This is a genomic window from Enterobacter sp. BWH52 (assembly GCF_001037565.1).
In the GTDB taxonomy this organism is placed as follows: domain Bacteria; phylum Pseudomonadota; class Gammaproteobacteria; order Enterobacterales; family Enterobacteriaceae; genus Enterobacter; species Enterobacter hormaechei_C.
In genome coordinates, this window is the sequence record NZ_KQ089854.1 from 3,210,879 (window position 1) to 3,227,034 (window position 16,156).

General features: G+C 54.1%; 16 protein-coding genes and 8 tRNA genes. 15 read left to right on the plus strand and 9 right to left on the minus strand.

Annotated features, from left to right (window positions below; translation table 11 throughout):
- Nucleotides 1–25: 25 nt before the first annotated feature.
- Together SK47_RS15140 and SK47_RS15145 are read right to left on the minus strand one after the other, a co-directional pair.
- Nucleotides 26–101: transfer RNA gene (locus tag SK47_RS15140), tRNA-Ala, on the minus strand.
- 41 nt (nucleotides 102–142) lie between these two features.
- Nucleotides 143–218, minus strand: a tRNA-Ala gene (locus SK47_RS15145).
- A 217-nt stretch (nucleotides 219–435) separates the two neighbouring features.
- On the opposite strand from SK47_RS15145, the gene SK47_RS15150 reads away from it, so the two are divergent.
- Together SK47_RS15150 and SK47_RS15155 are read left to right on the plus strand one after the other, a co-directional pair.
- Entirely contained in the window at nucleotides 436–795 is a 360-nt protein-coding gene (locus tag SK47_RS15150) for a YfeC-like transcriptional regulator (protein WP_003861339.1), read from the plus strand.
- Nucleotide 796: 1 nt separating this feature from the next.
- Nucleotides 797–1,183, plus strand: coding sequence for a YfeC-like transcriptional regulator (locus SK47_RS15155; protein WP_017383469.1), 387 nt, complete (start codon nucleotides 797–799; stop codon nucleotides 1,181–1,183).
- A 52-nt stretch (nucleotides 1,184–1,235) separates the two neighbouring features.
- Here the strand turns inward: SK47_RS15155 and gltX are convergent, their stop codons facing one another.
- Nucleotides 1,236–2,651, minus strand: a complete 1,416-nt coding sequence (gltX, locus tag SK47_RS15160) for a glutamate--tRNA ligase (protein ID WP_003861336.1) — start codon at nucleotides 2,649–2,651, stop codon at nucleotides 1,236–1,238.
- Nucleotides 2,652–2,909: 258 nt separating this feature from the next.
- Here gltX and SK47_RS15170 point away from each other — a divergent pair.
- The 7 genes from SK47_RS15170 (at nucleotide 2,910) to SK47_RS15200 (ending at nucleotide 3,988) form a co-directional block, all read left to right on the plus strand.
- Nucleotides 2,910–2,985, plus strand: a tRNA-Val gene (locus tag SK47_RS15170).
- 41 nt (nucleotides 2,986–3,026) lie between these two features.
- Nucleotides 3,027–3,102 (plus strand) — tRNA-Val (locus SK47_RS15175).
- Nucleotides 3,103–3,143: 41 nt separating this feature from the next.
- Nucleotides 3,144–3,219, plus strand: a tRNA-Val gene (locus tag SK47_RS15180).
- A gap of 29 nt (nucleotides 3,220–3,248) precedes the next feature.
- Nucleotides 3,249–3,324 (plus strand) — tRNA-Val (locus SK47_RS15185).
- Nucleotides 3,325–3,353: 29 nt separating this feature from the next.
- A tRNA-Val gene (locus tag SK47_RS15190) sits at nucleotides 3,354–3,429 on the plus strand.
- A gap of 4 nt (nucleotides 3,430–3,433) precedes the next feature.
- A tRNA-Lys gene (locus SK47_RS15195) sits at nucleotides 3,434–3,509 on the plus strand.
- A gap of 137 nt (nucleotides 3,510–3,646) precedes the next feature.
- A complete protein-coding gene (locus SK47_RS15200) occupies nucleotides 3,647–3,988 on the plus strand; it encodes a FlxA-like family protein (protein WP_023314607.1) in 342 nt (113 codons plus the stop codon).
- On the opposite strand, the gene SK47_RS15205 is transcribed toward SK47_RS15200, so the two are convergent.
- Nucleotides 3,979–4,920, minus strand: coding sequence for a LysR family transcriptional regulator (locus tag SK47_RS15205; protein ID WP_023314608.1), 942 nt, complete (start codon nucleotides 4,918–4,920; stop codon nucleotides 3,979–3,981). The two genes, SK47_RS15200 and SK47_RS15205, sit on opposite strands and share 10 nt — an antisense overlap.
- Before the next feature lie 89 nt (nucleotides 4,921–5,009).
- On the opposite strand from SK47_RS15205, the gene SK47_RS15210 reads away from it, so the two are divergent.
- The gene (locus tag SK47_RS15210; RefSeq protein WP_003861330.1) at nucleotides 5,010–6,005 is read left to right on the plus strand and encodes a bile acid:sodium symporter family protein; all 996 of its coding nucleotides are present in this window, start codon (nucleotides 5,010–5,012) and stop codon (nucleotides 6,003–6,005) included.
- On the opposite strand, the gene SK47_RS15215 is transcribed toward SK47_RS15210, so the two are convergent.
- The 3 genes from SK47_RS15215 to zipA all read right to left on the minus strand — a co-directional run bounded on the left by SK47_RS15215 (nucleotide 6,002) and on the right by zipA (nucleotide 9,333).
- Nucleotides 6,002–6,217, minus strand: coding sequence for a DUF3820 family protein (locus SK47_RS15215; RefSeq protein WP_003861328.1), 216 nt, complete (start codon nucleotides 6,215–6,217; stop codon nucleotides 6,002–6,004). The genes SK47_RS15210 and SK47_RS15215 overlap by 4 nt on opposite strands.
- A gap of 1 nt (nucleotide 6,218) precedes the next feature.
- Entirely contained in the window at nucleotides 6,219–8,234 is a 2,016-nt protein-coding gene (gene ligA / locus SK47_RS15220) for an NAD-dependent DNA ligase LigA (protein ID WP_032609780.1), read from the minus strand.
- 67 nt (nucleotides 8,235–8,301) lie between these two features.
- A complete protein-coding gene (gene zipA, locus SK47_RS15225; RefSeq protein ID WP_032609784.1) occupies nucleotides 8,302–9,333 on the minus strand; it encodes a cell division protein ZipA in 1,032 nt (343 codons plus the stop codon).
- A 229-nt stretch (nucleotides 9,334–9,562) separates the two neighbouring features.
- On the opposite strand from zipA, the gene cysZ reads away from it, so the two are divergent.
- The 5 genes from cysZ to crr all read left to right on the plus strand — a co-directional run bounded on the left by cysZ (nucleotide 9,563) and on the right by crr (nucleotide 14,357).
- Nucleotides 9,563–10,324 carry a sulfate transporter CysZ gene (cysZ, locus tag SK47_RS15230; protein WP_003861323.1) on the plus strand — a complete coding sequence of 254 codons (762 nt, stop codon included), beginning with the start codon at nucleotides 9,563–9,565 and terminating at the stop codon, nucleotides 10,322–10,324.
- Between the two features lie 163 nt (nucleotides 10,325–10,487).
- A complete protein-coding gene (gene cysK, locus SK47_RS15235; RefSeq protein WP_006811453.1) occupies nucleotides 10,488–11,459 on the plus strand; it encodes a cysteine synthase A in 972 nt (323 codons plus the stop codon).
- A 317-nt stretch (nucleotides 11,460–11,776) separates the two neighbouring features.
- On the plus strand, nucleotides 11,777–12,034 hold the full coding sequence (gene ptsH, locus SK47_RS15240; protein ID WP_000487600.1) for a phosphocarrier protein Hpr: 258 nt from the start codon (nucleotides 11,777–11,779) through the stop codon (nucleotides 12,032–12,034).
- Between the two features lie 45 nt (nucleotides 12,035–12,079).
- Nucleotides 12,080–13,807, plus strand: coding sequence for a phosphoenolpyruvate-protein phosphotransferase PtsI (gene ptsI / locus SK47_RS15245; protein ID WP_023314613.1), 1,728 nt, complete (start codon nucleotides 12,080–12,082; stop codon nucleotides 13,805–13,807).
- A 40-nt stretch (nucleotides 13,808–13,847) separates the two neighbouring features.
- The gene (gene crr / locus SK47_RS15250) at nucleotides 13,848–14,357 is read left to right on the plus strand and encodes a PTS glucose transporter subunit IIA (protein WP_003861316.1); all 510 of its coding nucleotides are present in this window, start codon (nucleotides 13,848–13,850) and stop codon (nucleotides 14,355–14,357) included.
- Nucleotides 14,358–14,401: 44 nt separating this feature from the next.
- Here the strand turns inward: crr and pdxK are convergent, their stop codons facing one another.
- Nucleotides 14,402–15,238 (minus strand): pyridoxine/pyridoxal/pyridoxamine kinase, encoded by an 837-nt coding sequence (gene pdxK / locus SK47_RS15255; protein WP_048244601.1) that lies wholly within the window; start codon nucleotides 15,236–15,238, stop codon nucleotides 14,402–14,404.
- A 5-nt stretch (nucleotides 15,239–15,243) separates the two neighbouring features.
- A complete protein-coding gene (gene cysM / locus SK47_RS15260; RefSeq protein WP_003861311.1) occupies nucleotides 15,244–16,155 on the minus strand; it encodes a cysteine synthase CysM in 912 nt (303 codons plus the stop codon).
- Nucleotide 16,156 lies beyond the last annotated feature (1 nt).

The following is a 16,156-nucleotide window of genomic DNA, read 5'->3' on the forward strand; positions in this document are numbered from 1 at the left end:
CGTCTTGCGACGAGGGTTTAAATTTTGGTGGAGCTAAGCGGGATCGAACCGCTGACCTCTTGCATGCCATGCAAGCGCTCTCCCAGCTGAGCTATAGCCCCACATGTTACTTTACCTACCGCACTCTGTTGGGTTCAGAGTTTGGTGGAGCTAAGCGGGATCGAACCGCTGACCTCCTGCATGCCATGCAGGCGCTCTCCCAGCTGAGCTATAGCCCCGTCGTAAAGCTGTCATGTTGACGGGCGGCATAATATGAATTCCGCCGCAGAGTGTCAACGGCAAATTCAACCTCCGCCTTTCAACCGCCGAAAAATCATGCAAATGAATCACTTTGCGAGCCTGCTCGCAGCCAGGAGTTAAGCTTGTCACGTTTTCACGTAAAACGGTGCTATAAAATGAACCACTAATTAACCCCACAGATATTCAGGAAATTGTATGATCAAGGAACGAATGACGCCAGAAGAGTTAGCCCTGCTGACTGGCTATAGCCGACAGACCATCAATAAATGGGTACGCAAAGAGGGTTGGATTACATCGCCAAAGCCAGGCGTTCAGGGTGGCAAGGCGCGTCTGGTACACGTCAATGAAAAAGTGCGCGACTTTATTCGCAGCGCGCGCAGGGCAACAGAGACGCCGGAACTGCCAGATACGTACCACGAGGGCTCGCTTCATGCCCTGCTCCTGACGCTGGCGAATGAAATGACGCCGGAAGAGCAAAAGCAGATGACATCGCTGTTACTGCGGGAAGGGATTACCGGCTTGTTACAACGTTTAGGGATTCGCGACCAACGCTGATATGAAAAGATTACGCAGCAAAATGACCACGGAAGAGCTGGCGGACAGTCTGGGCGTAGCCCGACAAACCGTTAATCGCTGGATACGACAGAAGGGATGGAAAACGGAGGGTATCAACGGTGTAAAAGGCGGAAGAGCGAGGGTGATATGTATCGATGCGCACGTTAAGGAGCACATCATTAGCCTTCCTGCCATTCGTAACCGTCGGGCTGTTTACCATGTGGCGGAAAGCCCTTCCCACTACGGCGTGGCAACCTCATCCAGCCTGCTTCCACAAATTATCGACTCGCTGGAAAACATGACGACTGTCGAACAGGAACGTTTGCACAAGTTGCTCGCTCGTGAAGGGTTGCAGGGTTTTCTCACGCGTCTTGGTATTGCTGAATAACAGACATAAAAAAACGGCAGGTTACCCTGCCGTTTTTTGTATTACACGAGCATTACTGCTGGCTTTCGCGCTCAGCAATAAAGTCCAGCGCTTTGTTGATACGCGCAACGCTACGTGATTTGCCGATGGCATGAACGGTCACGTCCAGCGCCGGAGACTGGCCTGCCCCCGTCACCGCAACGCGCAGCGGCATACCGACTTTACCCATGCCAATTTCCAGCTCATCAGCGGTAGCCTGAATCGCGTGGTGAACATTTTCCGCAGTCCATTCGGTAATGGCTTCGAGTTTGTCACGCACCACTTCCAGCGGCTGACGCGCAACCGGACGCAGGTGTTTCTTGGCCGCGTCGGCGTCGAACGCGTCAAACTCTTCATAGAAGTAACGGCAGCTTTCAGCAATTTCTTTCAGCGTTTTGCAACGCTCGCCAAGCAGCTTCACCAGATCCGCCAGTTCAGGGCCCGTACGGGTATCGATGTTTGCCTGTTCAATGTGCCATTGCAGATAAGTCGCTACATATTCTGGCTGCATGGTATTGATGTAGTGATGGTTCAGCCACAGCAGTTTGTCAGTGTTGAACGCGCTGGCTGATTTGCTCACCGAGTTCAGAGAGAACAGCTCGATCATCTCTTCGCGGCTGAAGATCTCCTGGTCACCATGAGCCCAGCCCAGACGCACCAGGTAGTTCAGCAGCGCTTCCGGCAGATAGCCGTCATCACGGTACTGCATCACGCTCACCGCGCCATGACGTTTGGACAGCTTTTTACCGTCGTCACCGTTGATCATTGATACGTGCGCATACACCGGTACAGGCGCGTTCAGCGCTTTCAGAATGTTGATCTGACGCGGGGTGTTATTGATATGGTCTTCACCACGGATCACGTGAGTGATTTCCATATCCCAGTCGTCCACAACTACGCAGAAGTTATAGGTTGGCGATCCGTCAGTACGACGAATGATGAGGTCATCCAGCTCCTGGTTGCTGAATTCGATCGGACCACGGATCTGGTCATCAAAGATAACAGAGCCATCCTGCGGGTTAGCAAAACGCACTACGCAAGGCTCATCAGCAGCATGCTCGCTGTGGTCATGGCGGCAACGACCGTCATAACGCGGTTTTTCGCCTTTTGCCATTTGCTCTTCGCGCAGCGCATCCAGACGCTCCCTGGAGCAGTAACACTTATAGGCCGTGCCTGCCACCAGCATCTCGTCAATTACGGCGTTATAGCGGTCAAAACGTTTGGTCTGGAAGTATGGGCCTTCGTCCCACGCCAGATTCAGCCAGTTCATCCCATCCATAATGGCTTCAATTGCTTCCGGCGTTGAGCGCTCCAGATCGGTGTCTTCAATACGCAGCACAAACTCACCGTTGTTGTGACGTGCGAAAAGCCAGGAGTAGAGAGCGGTACGTGCACCACCGACATGCAGATAGCCTGTCGGGCTCGGCGCGAAGCGAGTTTTGATTTTCATGAAATGGCCTTACGTTATAAAGATGCCGGTAATCGGCAAATTCCGGGAAGAAAACAATGGGCAATATTCTATCACTGTGGGCCGATTCCTCAATGTCGATCACTTTATCCGGTTCGAGATTGCTGTTTTTGTTTATAAATCATGCGCCACAGTCCGTTTTGCGATCGTTTTGACTAATTTTACGACGAACGAATAAAAACTTTAGAAAATGCGTTGACTCATTTTCAACTCTCCCTATAATGCGACTCCACACAGCGGGGGTGATTAGCTCAGTTGGTAGAGCATCTCCTTTACACGGAGGGGGTCGGCGGTTCGAGCCCGTCATCACCCACCATCTACTTCGGTAGACTCGCAGTGTAGATAAGAATTGAGATTGGGCGATTAGCTCAGTTGGTAGAGCATCTCCTTTACACGGAGGGGGTCGGCGGTTCGAGCCCGTCATCACCCACCATCTACTTCGGTAGACTCGCAGTGTAGATAAGAATTGAGATTGGGCGATTAGCTCAGTTGGTAGAGCATCTCCTTTACACGGAGGGGGTCGGCGGTTCGAGCCCGTCATCGCCCACCATTCTCACCTTATCGCAGCAGTTCCGAAATGGGCGATTAGCTCAGTTGGTAGAGCATCTCCTTTACACGGAGGGGGTCGGCGGTTCGAGCCCGTCATCGCCCACCATTCTCACCTTATCGCAGCAGTTCCGAAATGGGCGATTAGCTCAGTTGGTAGAGCATCTCCTTTACACGGAGGGGGTCGGCGGTTCGAGCCCGTCATCGCCCACCATTTCGGGTCGTTAGCTCAGTTGGTAGAGCAGTTGACTTTTAATCAATTGGTCGCAGGTTCGAATCCTGCACGACCCACCAATGTAAAAAAGCGCCCTAAAGGCGCTTTTTTGCTATCTGCGATATAGCACATCCCCATTGCAGCCAGACCGCTTGTTTTACTCAAGCTCACGCCTTCTTTGCCGATACCTCTATTTTATGGCGAAAAGGATCTCAATATGACAACTCTTAAGCCCGTTTCTCTGTCGGCGATGGAAATCGGCAGCGTAGATAACAGCTCCGGCGGAAACGACATTGCTTCTCAAATCACCCGTCTGACCAAACAGATAACGAAAGTCACTCAGCAGCTCAAAGAAGTGGCCATGGGTGATGCCACAGCAGAAGAAAAGCAAAAGCAGCAAGAATTACTCGAATCTCAGCTGGCTATGTTGCAGGCACAGCTGGCGCAATTGCAGCGTCAGCAGGCCGAAGAGGCGATGCCAAAGCAGGAAAAAGGTGAGGCAGTCGCGGAAGGCATCAATAAGCCCTCCGCAGAACATAAGATTAATATCTACATCTGATTATTGGTTTCGTTAAAAAGTGGATCGCGTGTGCGGGCCTCCATCAAACGTTCGGCCTGCATACGCACCACATCCCAGCAGGCATGCGCCGCGCCGGAAAGAGACCTGTTTTTACGGCGTACCAGCATCAGCTGGCGTTCGACACAGGGTACGAAACGCTTCACCGTTAAACGACTCCCCTGCGGCAGTGGCAGCGCCAGCGCCGGCAGAACGCTGATGCCAATCCCCGCTTCGACCATGGGGAACAGCGTGGCAGGATGCCCGATCTCCTGCACAATGGTTGCCTTAACACCCTGCGCGGTCAGTGCGGCATCTATCAGCGGGCGGCTGCCTGATGCATAATCCTGTAACACCAGGTTTGCCCCCTGCAAGGCCTGCCAGGCCACCTGCGGCAGCGATGCCAGAGGATCATCATCGCGGCAGAGCAATAAAAAGGGCTCCGAGAGTACCACTTCACATTCCAGGTCGCTTACCGCTCCGGGATCAATAACGATGCCAAAATCCACATCCCCCTGACGGATACTCTCAAGTACCCACTGCTGCGGCCTGTCATGCAAAACAAAATCAATATCCGGATAGCGGTGATTACTTTCAGCGATGCACTGGGGAATAAGATGCGCCGAAATCGTCTGGCTCGCCGCCACTCTCACGGTGCCGGAAAGCTGTTGTCCGAGCCGGCCGACATCCCTGAGCGTACTGTTCAGTTCATCCAGCAGCCTCTCCAGACGCATTGCCAGCTGCTGTCCCGCTTCGGTGAGCACCACTTCTCGCGTCGTGCGGTCGAGCAGCTTCACGCCCGTTTGCGTTTCAAGCTCCTTAACGCTATGGCTCACCGCCGACTGACTGAGGCCAATGATCTCCCCTGCCCGGCTAAAGCTGCGGGCCTGCGCGACGGTGACGAAAACGCGAAGCTGACGTAACGAATAATTCATCTGTTTAATTCATGAATGGATGCAATAAATCAATTTTATTTCTCAAAGGGAAGAAAGCACAATAGCGGCATCTGTTTTCAGGAGTGATTATGAAACTTTTTCGTATCCTTGATCCGTTTACGCTGACCCTGATTGGTGTCGTCTTGCTGGCCTCGTTCTTCCCGGCGCGGGGCAGTTTCGTTCCGGTTATTGAAGGACTGACCACGGCAGCCATTGCCCTGCTGTTCTTTATGCATGGCGCCAAACTCTCCCGGGAAGCCATTATTGCAGGCGGTAGCCACTGGCGACTGCATCTGTGGGTAATGTGCAGCACTTTTATCCTCTTCCCGGTTCTGGGCGTGCTGTTCGCCTGGTGGGCGCCGGTGAATGTCGATCCGGCGCTGTATACCGGTTTCCTTTATCTGTGCATTTTGCCGGCCACCGTGCAGTCTGCAATTGCCTTTACCTCGCTGGCGGGCGGTAACGTCGCGGCGGCGGTTTGTTCTGCTTCCGCTTCCAGCCTGCTCGGGATCTTTGTTTCACCGCTGCTGGTCGGTCTGCTGATGAACATGCACGGGGCGGAAGGCAATCTGGAGCAGGTGGGTAAAATTTGTCTGCAACTGCTGCTGCCGTTTGTGCTCGGACACTTATCCCGTCCCTGGATTGGGGAGTTTGTGGCGAAACATAAAAAATGGATCGGGAAAACGGACCAAAGCTCCATTCTGCTGGTGGTTTACACGGCCTTCAGCGAAGCCGTGGTGAACGGCATCTGGCACAGGGTGGGTGCTGGATCGCTGCTGTTTATTGTGGTGGTAAGCATCGTTCTGCTGGCCATTGTCATCGCGGTTAACGTCTTTGTGGCCCGCAAATGCGGCTTCAACAAGGCCGATGAAATCACCATTGTATTTTGCGGATCGAAAAAGAGCCTCGCCAACGGGATCCCGATGGCCAATATCCTGTTCCCGACGTCTGTCATTGGGATGATGGTGTTGCCGCTGATGATTTTCCATCAGATCCAGCTGATGGTGTGTGCGGTACTGGCGCGGCGTTACAAGGCGCAGACTGAAAAGCTGGCGCAGGAAGAGACCCACGCCGCGAAAGTTTAAGGACGTTTCAGGGGCTGAACCAGCTGGGTCAGCCCCTCTGTTTTGATCAGTAAAGTGATAGCCATCAGCTCGCCCAGACGCCCGGCGGGGAACTCATCCTTACGGGCAAACCACAGCAGATACTCTTCCGGTAAATCAATCAGCCTGCGACCCTTATATTTACCGAACGGCATCTCCGTATTGGCGATCTCAACGAGCTGCTCTTTTTCCACGTCACTCTCCTAACAGGCGCATCATTTCCGCTTCGTCGATTACCTCGATGCCAAGCTCCTGCGCTTTTGCCAGCTTCGAACCGGCCGCTTCCCCGGCAATCACCAGGTCGGTTTTCTTTGACACGCTTCCTGCCACTTTTGCCCCCAGCGCCACCAGGCGCGCTTTCGCATCATCGCGCGAGAGCTGGCTCAGGCTGCCGGTCAGCACCACCGTTTTACCGGCAAACGGGCTGTCGATCTCTTCGGCATTAACCACTACCGGTGCGGGCCAGTGAATGCCCTGTTCCAGTAATTTACCGATCACTTCACGGTTGCTCTCTTCGGCGAAGAAGTTGAAGACGTGGGTGGCGACCACAATGCCGACATCAGGAACTTTCTGTAGCTCGTCGATGGTGGCTTTCTCCAGCGCGTCCAGCGTGCCGAAATACGCCGCCAGCCCTGCCGCCGTCGCCTCTCCGACTTCACGAATGCCGAGCGCGTAAAGGAAACGGGCAAAGGTGGTGTTTTTGGCCGCCTCGAGCGCGTTAACAATGTTCTGGGCAGATTTCGGTCCCATACGCTCAAGACCGGTCAGCTTACCTGCCGTCAGGGTAAAGAGGTCCGCAGGCGTATGGACGTACTCTTTCTCAACTAACTGGTCGATAATCTTGTCACCCATTCCGTCCACGTCCATCGCCCGGCGGGAGACGAAGTGCTTCAGGGACTCTTTACGCTGCGCGCCGCAGATTAACCCGCCCGTACAGCGCGTTACCGCTTCACCTTCCACGCGCTCAACGTCAGAACCACATACCGGACAGTGGGCTGGAAACTCGATGGCACGGGTGTCGGCAGGACGTTCAGACTCCACAACGTTAACCACCTGTGGGATCACATCACCCGCGCGGCGAATCACCACTTTGTCACCAATTCGCAGCCCCAGACGCGCAATTTCATCGGCGTTATGCAGCGTGGCGTTACTTACCAGCACGCCAGCCACCTGCACAGGCTCCAGACGCGCCACAGGCGTAATGGCCCCCGTACGTCCGACCTGAAACTCCACGTCGCGAACGAAGGTCATCTGCTCTTGCGCCGGAAACTTAAAGGCCACCGCCCAGCGTGGCGCACGGGCCACAAATCCCAACTGTTCCTGCAACGCCAGCGAATTAACCTTGATCACCACGCCGTCAATATCAAACCCGAGCGTGGGACGAGCTTCTTCAACCTTGTGATAGAACGCCAGCACCGCCTCCGGAGAGTCGCAGAGCTGCACGCGGTTGCTTACCGGTAATCCCCACTCTTTGAACTGCATTAAACGACCCAGGTGGGTATCTGGCAGGTCACCGCCTTCCAGGATCCCGACGCCGTAGCAGAAGAAAGTAAGCGGTCGCTTCGCGGTGATACGCGGATCGAGCTGACGCAGCGAACCTGCCGCCGCGTTACGCGGGTTAGCAAACACTTTCCCGCCGGTACGACGCGCTTCTTCGTTGATCTTCTCGAAGCCCGCCTGCGGAAGGAACACTTCCCCGCGCACTTCCAGCCGGGCGGGAATGTTATCGCCACGCAGTTTCAGCGGGATCGCACGAATGGTGCGCACATTGGTGGTGATGTCTTCCCCGGTAGTGCCGTCGCCGCGCGTTGCGGCACGCACCATCACGCCGTTCTCATAAAGAATACTGACGGCCAGACCATCCAGCTTCAGCTCGCAGCACCAGCTCAGATTGTCGACGCTCTTCAGGCGATCCTGCACACGCTTGTTGAAAGCCAGAAAACTCTCTTCATCAAACACGTTATCCAGCGACAGCATCGGCACTTCGTGGCGCACCTGGCTGAAAGCGCCCAGCGGTTCCGCGCCGACGCGCTGCGTTGGGGAATCGGGCGTAATCAGTTCGGGGTGCTGCGCTTCCAGCTCGCGCAGTTCACGCATCAGGCGGTCATACTCCGCATCCGGCACTTCCGGTGCGTCCATAACATGATAGAGATATTCATGATGGCGAAGCGTGGTTCGCAGTTCAGTAAGTTGTTGTTCGATTGAGTCCATATCGCACCATCAATGAGAAAAACCCCCGACAGGCGGGGGTTGAGGAGGAGTTAAGTTAACGCGACGATTACGCGTTCGCTTCCTTAACTTCGCGGATGCGGTCCTGATACTCGCGCAGTTTCTGCGGCGTCATCATTCGACGCTGATCGTCGAGCACCACACCGCCCACTTCGTCGGCGATGTGCTGAGCGGACTGTAGCATCAGCTTAAAGTTTTGCAGCTCGTCACCGTAGGACGGCACCTGCATAAAGATCGTAACGCCTGGCGTGACGAAATCACCGGTCATTTCCGGGTCAAACGTGCCTGGATTGACCATATTGGCCAGGCTGAACAGCGCCGGACCGCTGCCGTCAGGACTCAGGTGGCGATGGAAAATATTCATGTCGCCGAACTTGAAGCCTGCCTGTTGGATGCTGTTAAGCAGCACATCACCGTTCAGATGGGTGCCATGATGAGCAGCCACGTTCATAATGATCACCGCTTCTTTACGCTGCGGCTTTTCAACAACCGGTTCTGGCTCTGCAACCGGCTCTGGCTCAGCGCGCGGGGCGGGCTGTGGCGCAGGCGGTTCAGGCTGCGGCTGCGGTTGTTGTACCGGCTGCGGCTGCTGAACAGGCTGTGGCTGATGCACTGGCTGCGGCTGCTGAACAGGCTGTGGCTGATGCACTGGCTGTGCAGGCTGTTGGACAGGTTGCGGCTGTACAGGCTGTGGCGCAACGGGCTGCTGTTGCACAGGCTGGTGCGGCGGATGACGAACAGGTTCTTCCACTGGCGGCGGCGCTGGCTGGCGCGGCTGGGCAGAGGCATACGGTGGTTGATACTGGTGCTGCGGAGCGCGGGGGGCTTCATGCTCTCCATGCGCTGCGCCGGGCGCAGTATTGACCCGATGAACACGAACTTCACCCACGCCGTCGTCGTCAAGACCGTCGATGTCGTCTTCAACGTCATCGTCGTCACGACTGGACTTCATGCGCTTCAGTGGACGATCGCGAAACATAGAGGAACGCTCTTTACGGCTGGTCCAGAAACCATGTACCAGTAAAGCGATTATGGCGATCGCGCCAACAATGATTAATATCAGACGCAAATCCTGCATCATTATATTCTCTGTTGTTCTAACACCTTGCCACCACGGCAAACATTTACTCACTAAGAGTATTTGCCGTTTACGTCAAGTGCAAGTGTATGCAGAGCATTCACAGCATAAAGATGAACTAAATCGTGCTTTTTGCTGGTTTTTCGAACATTTCCGAACTAGTCATTGGCCCGTAACTGGATAATATAGGCGGGCAATTCCACTGGTTGTGTAAAAAGGAGTACAGCCTGGTATGGTTTCAACATCTTCTTCTGCCCCACGCAGCGGGGTCTGGTACTTTTCTCAGGGCTGGAAACTGGTCTCCCTGCCGGGCATTCGACGCTTCGTTATTTTGCCGTTACTGATCAACATTATTCTGATGGGCGGGGCCTTCTGGTGGCTGTTCACCAGACTGGAAACGTGGATCCCTTCCCTGATGAGCTATGTGCCGGACTGGTTACAGTGGCTAGACTACCTGCTCTGGCCGATTGCGGTTATCTCCGTGCTGCTGGTTTTCGGCTATTTCTTTTCGACGATAGCAAACTGGATAGCCGCGCCGTTCAACGGTCTGCTGGCCGAACAGCTTGAAGCGCGCCTGACCGGTGCGACGCCACCTGACACGGGCGTATTGGGGCTCGTGAAAGATCTCCCCCGCATCATGAAGCGTGAATGGCAGAAGTTCGCCTGGTACCTGCCGCGGGCGATTGTGCTGCTTATCCTTTATTTTGTACCCGGGATTGGCCAGACGGTCGCGCCCGTGCTGTGGTTCCTGTTCAGCGCCTGGATGCTCGCTATCCAGTACTGTGATTATCCGTTCGATAACCACAAAGTGCCGTTTAAAGAGATGCGCACTGCCCTGCGCACTCAGAAGGTTGCCAATATGCAGTTTGGCGCGCTGACCAGCCTGTTCACCATGATCCCTTTCCTGAATTTGTTCATCATGCCCGTTGCCGTATGCGGCGCGACGGCGATGTGGGTGGACTGCTACCGCGCTAAGCACGCGTTATGGAAGTAATGCAAAAATGTGTAAAAGAGGGGTGGCTTATGCCGCCCCTTATTCCATACTGATCCCCATTATTTCCTTGCAGCATATAGATATGCGATTTCCTTACTTCCCCATACCTGTTCAACAGGTATGCTGGGTCGGTATCCCAATTTCATACAGTTAAGGACAGGCCATGAGTAAGATTTATGAAGACAACTCGCTGACTATCGGTCATACGCCCCTGGTTCGACTGAACCGTATCGGTAATGGACGCATTCTGGCGAAGGTCGAATCTCGTAACCCAAGCTTCAGCGTTAAATGCCGTATCGGTGCGAATATGATTTGGGATGCTGAAAAGCGTGGCGTGCTGAAACCTGGCGTTGAGCTGGTTGAACCCACCAGCGGCAATACGGGTATCGCTCTGGCCTATGTTGCGGCGGCGCGTGGCTATAAGCTGACGCTGACTATGCCTGAAACCATGAGCATTGAGCGTCGTAAGCTGCTGAAAGCGCTGGGTGCGAACCTGGTCCTGACCGAAGGCGCGAAAGGCATGAAGGGCGCGATTCAGAAGGCCGAAGAAATCGTCGCCAGCGATCCGGCAAAGTATCTGCTGCTCCAGCAGTTCAGCAACCCGGCCAACCCGGAAATTCATGAGAAAACCACCGGTCCGGAAATCTGGGAAGATACCGACGGTCAGGTTGATGTGTTTATCTCCGGCGTAGGCACCGGCGGTACGCTGACCGGGGTGTCTCGCTATATTAAAGGCACGAAAGGTAAAAAAGATCTGATTACCGTTGCCGTTGAGCCAACCGACTCGCCGGTTATCGCTCAGGCGCTGGCAGGCGAAGAGATCAAACCAGGTCCGCACAAAATCCAGGGTATCGGGGCTGGCTTTATTCCAGGCAACCTCGATCTGAAGCTGATCGATAAAGTGGTCGCCATCACCAATGAAGAAGCCATCTCTACGGCGCGTCGCCTGATGGACGAAGAAGGCATTCTGGCGGGTATCTCTTCCGGTGCGGCGGTTGCGGCAGCGCTCAAACTGCTGGAAGACGAAACCTTTACCAATAAGAACATTGTGGTTATCCTACCGTCTTCGGGTGAGCGTTACTTAAGCACAGCACTGTTTGCCGATCTCTTCACAGAGAAAGAACTGCAACAGTGATGCCAGCATGTTAAAAACGCGTAAAAAAGCACCTTTCCAGGTGCTTTTTTGTGGCCTGCTTCAAAGTTTTACCCCTCCTGGCATTGCTTCACCCCGTTGGGTCTGGTATTTAAACCAGCAATTATTTTGATGCGCGAAATTAATCGGTGAACGAAATAGCGCTGCTGAATCGATTTTATGATTTGGTTCAAGTCTTGCTTTCACTGCATAATGTTTAATGACGATTGAAACGTCAGCGCTAACTATACAGGCTAAAGTTAAGTCGCCAGGCTAGACTTTAGTTCCACAACACTAAACCTATAAGTTGGGGAAATACAATGTTCCAGCAAGAAGTTACCATTACCGCTCCGAACGGTCTGCACACCCGCCCTGCTGCTCAGTTTGTTAAAGAAGCGAAAGGCTTCACTTCTGAAATCACTGTGACTTCCAACGGCAAAAGCGCTAGCGCAAAAAGCCTGTTCAAGCTGCAAACTCTGGGCCTGACTCAGGGTACCGTTGTTACCATCTCCGCTGAAGGTGAAGACGAGCAGAAAGCAGTTGAGCATCTGGTTAAGCTGATGGCTGAACTCGAGTAAGTTTACCGGGTTCTTTTCAATATCAGTCACAAGTAAGGTAGGGTTATGATTTCAGGCATTTTAGCATCCCCGGGTATCGCTTTCGGCAAAGCATTGCTGCTGAAAGAAGACGAAATCGTCATTGACCGGAAAAAAATTTCTGCCGACAAGGTTGATCAGGAAGTTGAACGTTTTCTGAGCGGTCGTGCCAAGGCATCTGCGCAACTGGAAGCGATTAAAACTAAAGCTGGCGAAACTTTCGGTGAAGAAAAAGAAGCCATCTTCGAAGGGCACATTATGCTGCTCGAAGATGAGGAGCTGGAGCAGGAAATCATAGCCCTGATTAAAGATAAAGGCATGACGGCCGACGCGGCTGCGCATGAAGTTATCGAAGGTCAGGCATCTGCCCTGGAAGAGCTGGACGATGAATACCTGAAAGAACGTGCGGCTGACGTACGTGACATCGGTAAGCGCCTGCTGCGCAATATCCTGGGTCTGGCCATCATCGATCTGAGCGCGATTCAGGACGAAGTGATCCTGGTTGCCGCTGACCTGACCCCGTCTGAAACCGCACAGCTGAACCTGAACAAGGTGCTGGGTTTCATTACTGATGCAGGTGGACGTACTTCCCACACCTCTATCATGGCGCGTTCTCTGGAGCTGCCAGCCATTGTGGGTACCGGTAGCGTTACCTCTCAGGTTAAAAACGACGACTATCTGATTCTGGATGCCGTAAACAATGTGGTTTACGTCAACCCAACTAACGATGTGATCGAGCAACTGCGCGCCGTTCAGGAGCAGGTTGCTACCGAGAAAGCGGAACTCGCTAAACTGAAAGATCTGCCAGCCATCACGCTGGACGGCCATCAGGTTGAAGTGTGCGCTAACATCGGTACCGTACGTGACGTTGACGGCGCTGAGCGCAACGGCGCGGAAGGTGTGGGTCTGTATCGTACTGAATTCCTGTTCATGGATCGCGACGCTCTGCCAACGGAAGAAGAGCAGTTTGCAGCGTACAAAGCGGTTGCGGAAGCGTGCGGCTCGCAGGCGGTTATCGTCCGTACCATGGACATCGGTGGCGACAAAGAGCTGCCGTACATGAACTTCCCGAAAGAAGAGAACCCGTTCCTGGGCTGGCGTGCCGTGCGTATCGCCATGGATCGCAAAGAGATCCTGCGTGACCAGGTTCGCGCTATTCTGCGTGCCTCCGCTTTCGGTAAACTGCGCATCATGTTCCCGATGATCATCTCTGTTGAAGAAGTGCGTGCACTGAAGAAAGAGATCGAAATCTACAAACAGGAACTGCGCGACGAAGGTAAAGCATTTGACGAATCCATTGAGATCGGCGTGATGGTGGAAACACCGGCAGCCGCGACCATTGCGCGTCATTTAGCCAAAGAAGTTGATTTCTTTAGTATCGGTACCAATGATTTAACGCAGTACACCCTGGCAGTTGACCGTGGTAATGATATGATTTCACATCTCTACCAGCCAATGTCACCGTCCGTACTGAATTTGATCAAGCAAGTTATTGATGCTTCTCATGCAGAAGGTAAATGGACTGGCATGTGTGGTGAGCTTGCAGGCGACGAACGTGCTACACTTCTGTTGCTGGGTATGGGTCTGGACGAATTCTCTATGAGCGCCATTTCCATCCCGCGCATTAAGAAGATTATCCGTAACACGAACTTCGAAGATGCGAAGGTGTTAGCAGAGCAGGCTCTTGCTCAACCGACAACGGACGAGTTAATGACGCTGGTTAACAAGTTCATTGAAGAAAAAACAATCTGCTAATCCACGAGATGCGGCCCAATTTACTGCTTAGGAGAAGATCATGGGTTTGTTCGATAAACTGAAATCTCTGGTTTCTGATGACAAGAAAGACTCCGGAACTATTGAGATTGTTGCTCCGCTCTCCGGCGAGATCGTCAACATCGAAGACGTGCCGGATGTAGTGTTTGCTGAGAAAATCGTTGGTGATGGCATTGCTATCAAACCAACTGGCAACAAAATGGTTGCTCCAGTTGACGGCACCATCGGTAAAATTTTTGAAACCAACCATGCGTTCTCTATCGAATCCGATAGCGGTATCGAACTGTTCGTTCACTTCGGTATCGACACCGTTGAACTGAAAGGCGAAGGCTTTAAACGTATCGCGGAAGAAGGCCAGCGTGTTAAAGTTGGCGACCCGGTAATTGAATTCGATCTGCCACTGCTGGAAGAAAAAGCGAAGTCTACCCTGACTCCGGTTGTTATCTCCAACATGGACGAAATCAAAGAACTGATCAAACTGTCTGGCAGCGTTACCGTGGGTGAAACCCCGGTTATCCGCATCAAGAAGTAATTCTTGCCGCACGGTAAAATGGCGCCTTCGGGCGCCATTTTTGTTTATGCAGGCAGGATAAGCTCGTCATAGCCTTTCGACTGCGTATAGATCATCACGTCAGTCACCCTGTCGCCCGCCATGCGAATGGCGTCGGCTACGGTTTTACCCCCGACGATACCGCTCACCAGCTCCGAACAGAACAGATCCCCCGTCCCTTTCAGATCCGTCTCTACGTGCGGGTGCGCGCTAACGGTAACACCTTCTTCGCTCACCAGCACGACGTGGATATTCTGCGGATCGTCAGCCACTGGCGCACTAGTGATAGCCACCCATTTCAGCGAGTTGGACAGCAGCCCCTGCGCGGCGGCAATGGCGCTCTCCGGCGTACGGCACGGTTTGCCGCTCAGCACTTCCAGTTCATACACGTTGGGCGTAATGCCCTGGGCCAGCGGGAGCAGATGCTCACGGTAAGCTTCAGGAATATCCGGCTTCACGTACATCCCGCTGTCGATATCCCCGATTACCGGGTCAACCAGCACCAGCAGATCGGGATGTTGCACTTTGATCGCCTTCAGCCACTGCGCCAGCAGCACGATCTGGCTGGCACTGCCCATATACCCGGTTGTCACCGCTTTTAACTCGCGTAAAATCTCACGCTCTTCCAGCGCCTTCAGGTAGCCGCTGAACCACTCGTCCGGGATCACCCCGCCGTAGAAGGTGTCGTAGTGTGGCGTATTGCTGAACAGCACCGTCGGCACGGCGGTAACGTTCAGCCGGTGGGTGCGAATATTCGGCACCGCGATGCTGTTTCCCACGCTGCCGTACACCACCTGCGACTGTACGGCGACAATATCGGTTTGCTGCGCCCGGGTGTTATCCCGGAATAAAATCATCTCCATGACGCTTAAATCCCCGCCCCCTGCGAATAACTCTCTTCACCAAAGACGCCGGTAGACAGGTAACGGTCGCCGCGATCGCAAATAATCGCTACGACCACCGCTCCCGGCGTGGACTCAGCCACCCGGATCGCGCCCGCTACGGCACCGCCAGAGCTGACGCCGCAGAAGATGCCTTCACGTACGGCCAGCTCACGCATGGTATTTTCCGCCTCGCGCTGATGAATATCCAGCACCTGGTCCACAAGCTGCGCATTAAAGATGCCCGGCATATACTCCGCCGGCCAGCGGCGGATGCCCGGAATACTGCTCCCCTCTTCCGGTTGCAGGCCGACAATCGTCACTGGCTTATCCTGTTCACGCAGAAAGCGTGACACACCGGTGATCGTGCCCGTGGTCCCCATGCTGGAGACAAAGTGGGTGATGCGCCCGGCGGTTTGCTGCCAGATTTCCGGGCCGGTGGTGGTGTAGTGCGCGTACGGGTTGTCCGGGTTGTTGAACTGGTCGAGCAGCTTGCCTTCCCCGCGCTCCGCCATCGCTAACGCTAAATCTCGCGCCCCTTCCATCCCCTGCTCTTTGCTCACCAGAATCAGCTCGGCCCCGTAGGCACGCATGGCGGCACGGCGCTCCTGGCTCATGTTATCCGGCATCAGCAGCTTCATACGATAGCCTTTCAGGGCGGCTATCATCGCCAGTGCGATACCGGTGTTACCACTGGTGGCTTCGATCAGCACATCGCCGGGCTTTATCTCGCCGCGCTTTTCGGCCTGAACAATCATCGACAGCGCCGCCCGGTCTTTCACCGACCCCGCCGGGTTATTGCCTTCAAGTTTGACCCAGATTTCGCTGCCGTTGTCACACCCCATGCGCTGAAGTTTGACCAGAGGGGTGTTGCCGATGGTGTGTTCGAGTGTATTCACG